General features: G+C 71.0%; 9 protein-coding genes. 4 read left to right on the top strand and 5 right to left on the bottom strand.

The window, feature by feature from the left end; translation table 11 throughout:
• Positions 1–5 precede the first annotated feature (5 nt).
• Positions 6–1346 carry a hypothetical protein gene (locus ASE14_RS01280; protein WP_056649657.1) on the top strand — a complete coding sequence of 447 codons (1341 nt, stop codon included), beginning with the start codon at positions 6–8 and terminating at the stop codon, positions 1344–1346.
• The gene (locus ASE14_RS01275) at positions 1343–4615 is read left to right on the top strand and encodes a DUF6493 family protein (protein ID WP_056649654.1); all 3273 of its coding nucleotides are present in this window, start codon (positions 1343–1345) and stop codon (positions 4613–4615) included. Before ASE14_RS01280 ends, ASE14_RS01275 begins: the two co-directional genes overlap by 4 nt.
• A 21-nt stretch (positions 4616–4636) precedes the next feature.
• Here ASE14_RS01275 and ASE14_RS01270 read toward each other — a convergent pair whose 3' ends face one another.
• Complete coding sequence (locus ASE14_RS01270) at positions 4637–5446, bottom strand: isoprenyl transferase (protein WP_056649651.1); 810 nt, start codon at positions 5444–5446, stop codon at positions 4637–4639.
• On the bottom strand, positions 5443–6180 hold the full coding sequence (gene recO / locus ASE14_RS01265; protein ID WP_056649647.1) for a DNA repair protein RecO: 738 nt from the start codon (positions 6178–6180) through the stop codon (positions 5443–5445). Before recO ends, ASE14_RS01270 begins: the two co-directional genes overlap by 4 nt.
• Before the next feature lie 135 nt (positions 6181–6315).
• On the opposite strand from recO, the gene ASE14_RS01260 reads away from it, so the two are divergent.
• Together ASE14_RS01260 and ASE14_RS01255 are read left to right on the top strand one after the other, a co-directional pair.
• Positions 6316–7062 carry an SDR family oxidoreductase gene (locus ASE14_RS01260; RefSeq protein ID WP_056651608.1) on the top strand — a complete coding sequence of 249 codons (747 nt, stop codon included), beginning with the start codon at positions 6316–6318 and terminating at the stop codon, positions 7060–7062.
• Positions 7059–7718 (top strand): trimeric intracellular cation channel family protein, encoded by a 660-nt coding sequence (locus ASE14_RS01255; RefSeq protein WP_056649644.1) that lies wholly within the window; start codon positions 7059–7061, stop codon positions 7716–7718. Before ASE14_RS01260 ends, ASE14_RS01255 begins: the two co-directional genes overlap by 4 nt.
• 63 nt (positions 7719–7781) lie before the next feature.
• Here the strand turns inward: ASE14_RS01255 and leuA are convergent, their stop codons facing one another.
• The 3 genes from leuA to ASE14_RS01240 form a co-directional block, all read right to left on the bottom strand.
• Entirely contained in the window at positions 7782–9557 is a 1776-nt protein-coding gene (leuA, locus tag ASE14_RS01250; RefSeq protein ID WP_056649642.1) for a 2-isopropylmalate synthase, read from the bottom strand.
• Between the two features lie 228 nt (positions 9558–9785).
• The gene (locus ASE14_RS01245) at positions 9786–11183 is read right to left on the bottom strand and encodes an FtsX-like permease family protein (protein ID WP_056649639.1); all 1398 of its coding nucleotides are present in this window, start codon (positions 11181–11183) and stop codon (positions 9786–9788) included.
• On the bottom strand, positions 11183–11944 hold the full coding sequence (locus tag ASE14_RS01240; protein ID WP_056649635.1) for an ABC transporter ATP-binding protein: 762 nt from the start codon (positions 11942–11944) through the stop codon (positions 11183–11185). Before ASE14_RS01240 ends, ASE14_RS01245 begins: the two co-directional genes overlap by 1 nt.
• Positions 11945–11991: the final 47 nt, after the last annotated feature.

The following is an 11991-nucleotide window of genomic DNA, read 5'->3' as shown; positions in this document are numbered from 1 at the left end:
TCCGCATGGGTGTTCGCGGGTTCACGACGGCGTCATCGGTGACTCGGGATCGGCTCGCACTCGCGCTCGCCCCCGCCCTCACGCCCGACGGACCGGTCGCCAGTCCGAGCTTCTTCCACGGCTTCGCGACGGAGCCGCAGGTGGTGGCGCGCGGACTGTTGTCGCTCGCCGACATCACCGCCACGCGGTACTTCAAGTACACCCCCACCACCCAGCGCGACCCGGTGCTCACCGCCCACGGCGACCGGCTGCGCGCCGAAGTCTTCTCGGCCTGCAACAGCGTGTATGCGCGCCTCGACCTGCTCGACTCCGGGCTGGATGGCGGTGAGGTGGCGTATGGCACGACCAACGTCGACATCGGGATGGCCACGCGACGGGCACTCGCCTCCGTCGGCAGAGACGAGTTGTTCCATCTCGATGTCGGCCTGCACGGTCTGACGGTCGCCACGCCCTCAGCCGCGGCCGCTGAACGGCGGGTCGAGATGCCGGATCGTTGGGTCCCCGCGCTCGGCAACGTCGCGGAGATGCACCGTCGACTCGCACGCGTCTTCACCCTCGACCGGGCGGCGGCGCGCACGCTGCTCACCTCGATCCCTGCCGCGACCGCGGCACCGTCGGCCGGATGGCTCACGCCGACCGCTGCAGGATTCCGCATCGCGCCGCGTCGCACCGACCGCGCAGTGCACGTGAGCGGGCTCCACCGCCTGAGCGCCCTGAGGCGACTGCTCCCCCACGTGACCGGGCTCACCGTCTACGGCCCCGCCGACGGTGAGCCGGGCGCACCGGCATTCGAGGTCGAGCTCCCGCACGCCCGATTGCTGCTCGGCATCACCAAGGAAGCATGGCGCGGGTTCTCGGGAGAGGGCTCGTTGCTGAGCGCGCTCGCCGGTCCCGACGTCTCGGACCATGCGGCGCTCGTCTCCGCGCTGCTGGCGTTCGAGCCGGTGATCGATATCGAGCGGCTGCGTCGGGAGTCGGGGCTCACGACGGCAGAAGTGGAGTCCGGCCTCGCCGTGCTCGCCGCATCAGGACGTGTGGGCTGGGACGTGCACGAACACGCTCATTTCCATCGCGAGATGCCCGACGACCCCGAGCGTGCCGTGCGCGACAATCCGCGCGTGCGAGCCGCGCGACGGCTCGTGGCGCACCGCCTCGTGGAGCCGGGCACCGAGCCCGGCGAGTGGCTCGTCCACGCGGGCACCCGTTCCGAGCCCGCCACGTACAGCGTTCGCGCCGCCGATGGCGACTTCCGCTGCACCTGCACGTGGCAACTGACGGGCGGTGGAGATCGAGGTGCGTGCAAGCACGTGCTCGCCGTCCAGATCCTGATGGAGGAGATCCGATGACCGACGCCCTCGCCCGCTCGCTCGAGCTGTTCCGCGACCTCGGCTGGGCCGACGCGGCGCAGACCGACGCGCTCGAGCTCCCGGTCGGCACCGAGGCGCAACGGCGCGAAGCTCGCGCCGGCCTGCTGCGGGGTGACTGGGACATGTGGGTCTCGGAGGGGAACACGCTCTCCCGCGAGTCGATGGTGGGCGGGGCCGACCACGGGATGCTCGCACTGTTCGCCATCCGCGTGGGTGCGGACGCACGGCGTGCGGAAGCCGTGCTCGGCGGCCCCGGCTCCGTCCCCGATCAGCTCGCCGCCGAGGTGCTCGCGACCCGCGGGCCGGAGTTCGCCATCGCCTTCACCTCCCGGGCCTGCCGCTCGAACCGGCGCCCTTGGGAGCACGCGACGTCGGTGCACGCCGGCCGTGCGGTGCGGCTGGTGCACCACCACGAGCTGCCCGTGCCCGAGGGCGTGGAATATCTGAAGGACTGGGCCGTGTACGCGGCCGTCGCGCTCGGTCTGGAGGCGGAGCTGTACCCCGCCGGCCGCGGCGCGATCGACGCCGAGGTGATCCGCGCGCGATTCGTCGATCACCTGCGCACCGGTGTCGCGGTGGGAGCCCCGGCGACCGGCCCCTTCGGCAGGGTGATCGCCGCAGGGGCGGAACAGGGCTGGGTGGAGCGCGACGAAGCCGTGACCCTCGTGCTCGCCGCGCTCGATGCCGCCCAGCGCCCTGGCGATCGCAAGGCGTGGGCCGGAATCCTCGCCGACTCGCTCGCGCTCACCGACAGCGAGCTCGTCGCACATGCTGACGCGCTCCTCGGAGCTCTCAGCCATGCGGAGGCCCCGGTGGTGACGGCGCTCGCGCCCGCGATCATCGAGCACGGTGACGAGTACCAGGCGGCCGACGTGCTCTCGCTCGCGCTCGCGGCGAAGTCCAAGGCCGCACGAAGGATCGTGCTCGACGCGGCACTGCGCCGCTCCCGGCCGCTCACCGGCGAGGCAGCCGAGACCGCCGCGGACGCCCTGTCACCGATCGCAACAGGCCGAGACGGCTCGCTGGCCAAGGCGGCACAGGCACTCCAGGACCGATGGGGCATCGCCGCCGACCCCATCGCGGAGCCGGAGTCCGCAGCGACCGCGTGGCAGCCCGCTCCCGACGTCTGGTCCGTGCCGCGCTTCCAGCTGCCGGTCGCCTCACCTGCCGTGCTGGCCGCGGCCGCGGGCGTGCTGGCATCCCGCCCCGAGGGCGCCGACGACCTCGAGGTCGACCGCTTCCTGGAGCTCGCGAACGCCGTCGCACGGACCGATGCCGACGCGGCACACACCGCGCTGCGCGGGCTGCGGCCGAACTGGCGCACGGGGGTGAGCGCAGCTGCGGACCGGATCGCCGGCGATCGCATCCGCATGCTCGACCGGCTCGTGCTGACCGGCGACGACGAGTGGCGGCGCGATGTGGTGTTCGGTCCGGTCCCGGCGCGCGAAGCCTCGGTCGTCCAGCGGCTCGGCGAGGTTCCCACGCTGCTGTCCACGCCGTCGTGGGACGACCTCCGGATCGCGCCGGACGATCTCGTCGAACGCCTGCAGCGCTACCGCGATGCGGGCGCAACGGCGAGCGAAGCGGATCTACTCCTCGCACTGCTCCGCCTCGACCTGGCGCTCGTCGAGCAGCGGCACCTCGACGCGCTCGCCGTGTCGGACGTGCCCGTCGTGCTGCAGTCCGGCGAGCTGATGACGATCGCCGCCGGCCCGGCAGCGTGCGCGTACGCGCTCGATCCGCTGCTCGAGCCCTCGCTCGTACCGGACGAGGACGGCGACTGGCGCCGTGCGGCCACCACGCTTCCGGCGTCGCTCACTCCGTTCCCGCGCCGAATCGACACGACGGGTTTCGGCTGGGGCACGCCCATCGAGTTGCCGACGTGGGGCGACGGCGCGTACTCGGGCGATGGACTCGACGCCGGCAGCGGCTTCGCGTGGCGCCAGCTCGCACGCCGAAACGCACCGCTCACCCCGCGCCTCGCCGCACGGATGCTCTGCGGCCTTCGATCACCGCACCCGAATGCCGCCACCGACATGTTCGAGGGGGTGCTGGAGGCATGGGACCGAGGGCTGCTGCGTCCGGGGGTGGCGGATCTCGGCCTGCACGACCGTGGCGGTTCGAACGGTGCGCAGCTCGCTCGCGTCGCTCTGGAACTGAGCGAAGCCGGGCTCGGCTCGGTCGTCTGGCCGCTTCTCGACGGTTTCGTGGGCCACTCGCTGGGAGCGGTTCGGATGACGGCGGGTACCGCGGAGATCGTCGAGACGATCGGCACCCTGCTGCCCGGCGCCGAAGACGCCGTCGCAGCCGGCCTCGCGGATCCGTCCACGCTCGACCTCCCGCACACCCGCACCCTCGCTGCACGACCGGGCTCATCGCGCGCCGTCGCCGCCGCGAAGGCGATCACTGCGCGACTCCTCGAACCGAGTACGGCCTCCGGCTCCGACGTCGCTGCGCCGAAGCCCTCGGTCGATCTCGACGCGATCTGGCCCGCCGGAGACGGCGAGGGGGCCGCCATCGACGACGGCGTCCGCCTCGCCTCGTCATCGCACCTTCGCGGGTCGAAGCGCTTCGTGCCGCTCGAGTTCAGCCTGGCCGAGGCATCCGATGTGCGGTACCGGGCGCTCATGTCCTGGTCGTACGCCCTCGACCGCGAGGGCCAGCTCGACGCCGACACGGTCGTGGGCGACGAACGACGCTGGCTGCAGTGGGATGAAGCGTCGGGCAGGATCATCCCCTCGGAGTTCCGCGACCGCAGCAGCGGCAAGGACGGCCCGAGCAACGGCCCGGTGCCGCCGCTGACCGTGCTCATGGTCGCGGTCGTGCTGGCCTCCCTGTGCTCCGACGTCGAGTCGCGCTACAGCGTTGACGCGATGGTCGTGAACCGTCGTTTCAGTGCCGAGTCGGTGCGCCTGGCCGCGTCGCGCCTGCTGCCGCTGCCCGACATCTCGCCCGCGCGCATGATGGGCTCGCTCGAACGCGAGCTGCGCGCGCTGCCGGTGCTGTGGCCGCTGCTCACCGAATCCGTCCGATTCGCGGCCGCCCAGCCGAAGCCGCCGTCCTGGCTGAACCGCGTGCTCGACGTCGCACTGCTTCGAGCCCCGGTGCTGCGTGCCGCCGCCACGGCGGGCCGGATCCCGGCAGAGCACGCCGCGTGGCCCGGCCTGGCGGAGATCGCAGCACGGCCGGGCTCGAGCGCTGCGCTCACCAAGGCGCGGTCGCTCATGGTCGAGCTCGGCCTGGACTGACGCCGCCGACCCCCGAGGGCGTCAGCCTTCGGCGGTCGGTGCGTCGACCGCGCCGCCGAAACGGCGGTTGCGTCCGGCGTAGAGCTCGATGGCCTGCCACAGGTCGACCCGGGAGAAGTCGGGCCACAGCGTGTCGAGGAACACCATCTCGGCGTACGCCGACTGCCAGAGCATGAAGTTCGAGGTGCGCTGCTCACCCGAGCTGCGCACGAAGAGGTCGACGTCGGGCAGGTCGGGCACGTAGAGCCGCTTCGCGATGAGCTTCTCCGACACGGCCGACGGGCGGAGGCGACCGGATGCCACGTCGTCGGCGATGGATCGCACGGCGTCGGCGATCTCGGTGCGACCGCCGTAGTTGACGCACATCGTGAGGGTCAGCGTGTCGTTGCCGGCCGTCAGCTGCTCGGCGACCTGCAGCTCCTTGATGACAGAGGCCCAGAGGCGCGGGCGACGACCGGCCCACCGGATCCGGACCCCCCACTCGTTGAGCTGGTCGCGCCGGCGGTGGAGCACGTCGCGGTTGTAGCCCATGAGGAAGCGCACCTCTTCGGGCGAGCGCTTCCAGTTCTCCGTCGAGAACGCATAGACCGAGAGGTGCTTCACGCCGGCCTGGATCGCACCCGCGACGACGTCGAGCAGCGCGATCTCTCCGGCCTTGTGCCCCTCGATGCGGGTGAGTCCGCGGCGGTTGGCCCACCGCCCGTTGCCGTCCATGACGATCGCGACGTGCTCGGGCACGGCGCCCTTCGGCAGCGCGGGCGGGTAGAGGCCCGTCCAGTCGAGCGGCCGGTAGGGCACGGCGTCGCGATGTGTGTAGGGCTTCGGGCTCACTGGGCGGTCGTCTCTCTGGATACATGCGGCAACGAGCGGAGGCCCCGCTCGAGGTGCCACTGGGTGTACGCGGCGATGATGCCGCTGGCCTGGCCGCGATCGCGATCGCTCGACGCCTTCGCGAACGCCCAGTCGCCGGCGAGCAGTGCGCCGAGGAGCGCCACGGTGGAGCCGGCGATGCGCGGTGTGCCGGGCGGGGCGCACTCGTCGCACACGACGCCGCCGAGCTGCACGACCACGGCCGTGTGCTCGCCGACCTTGCCGCAGCGTGCGCAGTCCTGGAAGCTCGGCGCCCAGCCGGCGAGGGAGAGTGCTCGCAGCAGGTAGGAGTCGAGGGTGAGGCTCGCCCCGTGCTCGCCGCGCGAGAGCGAGCGCAGGGCACCGACGAGCAGCAGGTACTGCTGCAGCGAGCCCTCGGCCTCGGTGAGCTTGTCGGCGGCCTCGACCATGGCGTTGGCGGCGGTGTACGCCGAGTAGTCCTGGGTGATCAGTGCGCCGTAGGCGCCGAGCGACTCGGCCTGCGTGACGACGTCAAGGCTCCGGCCCTCGTAGAGCTGGAGGTCGGCGACCATGAACGGCTCGAGTCGCGACCCGAACTTCGAGCCGGTTCGCCGCACGCCCTTGGCGACGGCGCGGATCTTGCCGTGCTGCCGAGTCAGCAGGGTGACGATGCGGTCGGCCTCGCCCAGCTTGTGGGTGCGGAGCACGACGGCTTCATCTCGGTACACGGGCACCCTTCATTCTCCCACCCTGCGTGGGCGAACCGCCCGAAGCGGATGCCGCGGCGGCCCGATTCCGCATGCTTGACTGGGCTCGGCCGGACGCAGGACCGCCGAGCCGAGTCCGAATCCGAGTTCGAGAGGCAGCGCATGGGAGAAGTCCTGGTCACTGGAGCGACCGGAACGGTCGGAAACCGGCTCGTCGAGCTGCTCCGCGATCGCGGCGACACCGTGCGGGCACTGAGTCGCCGCAGCGGGCCGGGTCTCGTGACGGGCGACCTCACCACGGGCGAGGGTATCGAGGCGGCCGTCGACGGCGTCGACACGATCGTGCACCTCGCGACGACGAACCGCGACGACTCGGGGATCGCCCAGACGCTCGTCGACGCGATCGGCCCCGACCGGTCCCCGCACCTCGTACTGCTCTCGATCGTTGGCATCGACCGCAACCCGCTCCCGTACTATCGCGGCAAGCTCGCGACCGAATCGGTCGTGACCGCCTCGGGCGTGCCGCACACGATCCTCCGTGCCACGCAGTTCCACAGCTTCGTGGCCTCGCTCCTCGATGCGCAGCGGTACTCCCCCGTGCTCGTCGCGCCGTCGATCAGCCTGCAGCCCATCGACGTCGACGACCTCGTCGGCCGGCTCATCGAGCTCGTCGACTCCACCCCTGCCGGGCGTGTGCCGGATATCGGCGGCCCCGAGGTGCGCACGTTCCGCTCGCTCGCCGAGGCGTATCGCACCGCGCGGGGCTCGCATCGCCCGATCATGCCGTTGCGACTGCCGGGCGCGACCTTCCGCGCGTACCGCACGGGCGCCGCCCTCGTGCCGGGCGGGCCGACTGGCGAGCAAACCTTCGAGCAGTTCCTCGCGGCGCGTGATTCACTGGTGCCGTGAGCTCCGCACTCTTCGTCATCCCCCTCTGGCTCGACCTCACCGCAGTGGCGATCGGAGCCATCCAGGGCGCGATGTTCGCGGCCCGCCTCACCGAGCGCCGAATCGACCTGCTCGGCGTCGCACTGATCGGCGTGCTCGTCGGACTCGGCGGCGGTCTGCTGCGCGACGTGCTCCTGAACCAGCCGCCGGCGGCGATCTTCGACAACTGGTACATCCCCGTCGCGACCGCAGCGGCACTGCTCGGCATGCTGCTGCTCCGAGTGTTTACGAGGCTCAACGGGCTCATCATCGCCCTCGACGCGGTCACGATCGGCCTCTTCGGCGCGATCGGCACCACGAAGGCGCTCGCCTACGGAGCGCCCGTGGTGCCGGCCGTGTTCGTCGGCGTGCTCTCAGCAGTCGGCGGCTCGATCCTCCGCGATGTCGCGCTGAACCTGCCGATCGCGCTTATGCACGTCGGCTCGCTCTACGCGATCGCCGCGACCGTCGGCGCGGCGCTCCTCGTCGTGCTCGTCGCCCTCGGCGTCAACGTCGTCGTGGCGGGCAGCGCGTGCGTGGTCGTCACCACCCTGATCCGACTGGGCTCCGTGCGCTTCGGCTGGAGCCTTCCCGAGCAACGTGCCCTCGGTTCTTGGAAGGTCTGGCGGCGAGCCTGACCTCCGTGCAGCGAAACGAGCGGATGCCGCGTGCACACGTCGTGCACGCGGCATCCGATTCGTTCAGACCCCGACGACCTCGCGCTCGGCCTCGGCGGGAACCGCGCTGCGGAGCGCGCGGTTGACGGCCGAGACGACCGCCTTCAGCGATGCCGTGGAGATGTCGGCGTCGATGCCGACGCCCCAGAGCACGCGGCCCTCGACCTCGAGCTCGACGTAGGCGGCGGCCAGCGAGTTGCCGCTCGCGGCGAGCGTGTGCTCGACGTAGTCGCGCAGCTGCACCGACACGCCCTCGGCACCCATGACGGCGAGGAAGGCGGAGATCGGCCCGTTGCCGCTCGCGTCGGCCTCGACGCGCTCGTCGCCGTCGCGCAGGCCCACCCGCACGTTCACGACGCCGTCGAGGGCGCTCTCGGTGCGCAGCGACAGGAGCTCGAACCGGCCCCACTTCTCGTCGGGTCGCTCTTGCGGCGCGGGCAGGTACTCGTCGTTGAAGACGCGCCAGATCTCGTCGCTCGAGACCTCGCCGCCCTCGGCGTCGGTCTTGGCCTGCACGACGCCCGAGAACTCGATCTGCAGGCGGCGCGGCAGGTCGAGCGCGTGGTCGGTCTTCAGCAGGTAGGCGACGCCGCCCTTGCCCGACTGGGAGTTCACGCGGATGACGGCCTCGTAGCTGCGGCCGAGGTCGCGCGGGTCGACGGGCAGGTACGGCACCGCCCACTCGAGCTCGCCGAGGGTGACGCCGCGGCGCTCCGCCTCGGCGTCCATTGACTCGAAGCCCTTCTTGATCGCATCCTGGTGCGATCCCGAGAACGCCGTGTAGACGAGGTCGCCGGCCCATGGGTGGCGCTCGGGCACGGGCAGCTGGTTGCAGTACTCGACGGTGCGCTTGACGTCGTCGACGTCGGAGAAGTCGATCTGCGGGTCGATGCCCTGCGTGAACAGGTTGATGCCGAGGGCGACGAGGTCGACGTTGCCGGTGCGCTCGCCGTTGCCGAAGAGGCAGCCCTCGATGCGGTCGGCGCCGGCCAGGTAGCCGAGCTCGGCCGCGGCGACCGCGGTGCCCCGGTCATTGTGCGGGTGCAGCGAGAGGATCACGTTCTCGCGGTGCGCGAGATGCCGAGACATCCACTCGATCGAGTCGGCGTACACGTTGGGCGTGGCCATCTCGACGGTCGCGGGCAGGTTGATGATGACCTTGCGCTCGGGCGTCGGTTCGAAGATCTCGATCACCTGGTTGCACACGTCGACCGCGAACTCGAGCTCGGTGCCCGTGTAGCTCTCGGGCGAGTACTCGTAGTACACCGTCGTGCCCGGAATCGAGGCTTCCATCTCGCGGCACTTGCGCGCACCGTGCAGGGCGATGTCGATGATGCCCTGCTTGTCGGTGCGGAAGACGACCTCGCGCTGCAGGATGCTCGTCGAGTTGTAGAGGTGCACGATGGCCTGCTTCGCGCCGGCGATCGACTCGTAGGTGCGCTCGATCAGGTGGTCGCGGGCCTGCGTCAGCACCTGGATGGTGACGTCGTCGGGGATCGCGTCGCCTTCGATGAGGCTGCGCACGAAGTCGAAGTCGGTCTGGCTCGCCGAGGGGAAGCCGACCTCGATCTCCTTGTAGCCCATCTTCACCAGGAGGTCGAACATGATGCGCTTGCGCTCGGGGCTCATCGGGTCGATGAGGGCCTGGTTGCCGTCGCGCAGGTCGACGGCGCACCAGCGCGGTGCCTGCTCGATGCGCTTGCCCGGCCACGTGCGATCGGGCAGGTCGACGCGGATCTGCTCGTGGAACGGGCGATAGCGATGCACGGGCATCGACGACGGCTGCTGGGTGTTCTGCATTGGGTGCTCTTCTCGCTTACGGATGGGTTTCAGCCGACGACGAACTCCGCAGCGAGGGAGGCCTGAGACTAGGACTCGCTGCGGCAGCTAAGGAGAAGCAGGCCGTGAAGCACACGCCAAGGCTAACACCACCGGTGTTCCGACGCGCAACACATGACGGAACGAGCGGATGCCTCCCCCGACGCATCCGCTCGTTCCGTTCCCCTCGACACCTCGCGGTGCCGTTCCCTAGTCGACCGCGAGGGCGACCACCGGCGAGACGCGCATCGCGCGCCGTGCCGGGGCGATGGAGGCCACGAGCGTCAGGACGCCCGCCGCCACGAGCAGCCCGCCGAACAGCGCCCACGGAATGCCCGGCAGCACGAAGGTCGGCTCCGCCTGGGCGCCGCCGAGCAGCGCCTGCGCACCCGCCCAGCCGTACCCGAACCCGAGCACGATGCCCGCGAAGGTGGCCGCGAGGGTGAGCGCCGCGCTCTCGACGACGATCATGCGGCGCAGCTGCCGGCGGTCGAAGCCGAGCGCACGCAGCAGTCCGAGCTCGCGGGTGCGCTGCATGACGCTGAGCGAGAGGGTGTTGACCATTCCGATCGCGGCGATGAGCGCGCTGAAGCCGATGAGCACGGTGAAGATCGTGACGGTGACGTTGAGCATCTCGTCGATGCCCGCGTAGACCTCGGGATGCGCCTGCTGCGCGGCGAGCAGCATGGCCCGGTACGACTCCATCGTCACCGAGAACGTCGTCACGAGCGTGACGCCGATCACGAGGCCGATCGTCATGCGGGAGCTCCGCTCGGGGTGGCGCACCGCGTTCTCCGCGGCGAGGCGCGCAGCGGGCGAGGCACCGAAGAGACGACCGACGAGGCGCAGCACCGGCGGCATCACGACGTGGGCTCCGAGCACGATGCCCGTGAACGAGACGAGACCGCCGACCATGCCGATCAGCACGCCGTACGGCTCGGTGAGTCCCCAGATCACACCCGCGACCAGCAGGGCGATGCCGACGACGAACAGCACGAGCGCGGTGATGTTGCGGCCGCGACGCCGGCCGAGTTCCTCGCGGTCCTGCTCGTTGGCGTTGCCGATCGCCTGGATCGGCCGCACCCGCAGCACGCGGCGCGAGCCGACCCACGAGGCCAGCCAGGTGGTGACCACGACGGCGATCGCCGGCAGCACGACCATCACGTTCAGGTAGTCGTAGTCGGTGGCGGGCATGAGATCGTTCGCGACGGAGACCTGCTCGAGCCCGAAGGCGATCGCGGTGCCGGCGATGACGCCGATCGCGGCACCGACGACGCCGACGAGCAGGCCTTCCCGTGCGATCTGGGCACGCTGCGCGCGGGCGCTCGACCCGATGAGGCGCAGCAGGGCGATGAGTCGTGTGCGGCCCGCCACGACGGTCGAGACGGTGTTCGCCGTCACGATCGCGCTCACGTAGATCGCGATCACGACGAACACGACGGCGACGATGCCGAGCATCATCGCGACCGTGCCGCTCTCGCCGGTCACGTCGTCGGCGGCGATCGCGGCGGCGAGCAGCCCCGTGATGTGCAGCAGGGCGACGCCGAACGTGCCCGCCAGCACGGCGACGAGGAGCGTCGGCCACTGGTCCTTCAGCCGCGTGTGCATCAGGCCGCGACCTCCATCGAGAGCATGAACGACGAGATCTCCTCGGCGCTCGAGCGACCGGAGTCGCGCACGATGCGGCCGTCGGCGAGGTACAGGATGCGATCGGCGTGGCTCGCGGCGACCGGGTCGTGCGTGACCATCGCGATCGACTGGCCGTAGCGCGCGCTCGCCGCGGCGAGGAGTCCGAGCACCTCGCGCCCGGTGCGGGAGTCGAGGTTGCCCGTCGGCTCGTCGGCGAAGACGAGGTCGGGCCGGGTGGCAAGGGCGCGGGCGATCGCAACGCGCTGCTGCTGGCCGCCCGAGAGCTCGTGCGGACGGTGGCCGATGCGGGGCCGCAGGCCGAGCGTGTCGAAGAGCTCGTCGATCCAGGCCTGCTCGTCCCGCGTCGGGCGGCGTCCGTCGAGGTCGAACGGCAGCATCACGTTGCCGCGCACGTCGAGCGTCGGCACGAGGTTGAACGACTGGAAGATGAACCCGATGCGGCGGCGGCGGAGCACGGTCAATGCGGAGTCCGAGAGCTCGGTGATGTCGGTGTCGCCGAGCCACACCTGGCCGGCGCTCGGCGAGTCGAGGCCCGCCATGATGTGCATGAGCGTGGACTTGCCCGAACCCGATGGGCCCATGATGGCGGTGAACTCGCCGCGGCGGAGTCCGAGGGAGACGTCGTCGAGTGCGGTGACGGTGCTCGCACCGGTTCCGTAGCGCTTGCCGAGTTCGGCGACGCGGGCGATCAGGCCGAGGTCAGAGGGTTGGATCTGCATGTCTTCGACGCTACGGATGGCGCGTGCTCCGGGTCATCCGGCTCATG

Origin of the sequence: Agromyces sp. Root81, assembly GCF_001429165.1 — a bacterium.
Classification (GTDB): domain Bacteria; phylum Actinomycetota; class Actinomycetes; order Actinomycetales; family Microbacteriaceae; genus Agromyces.
The sequence above is the reverse complement of the archived record's forward strand: the minus strand, read 5'-3'. Positions and strand labels throughout refer to the sequence as shown.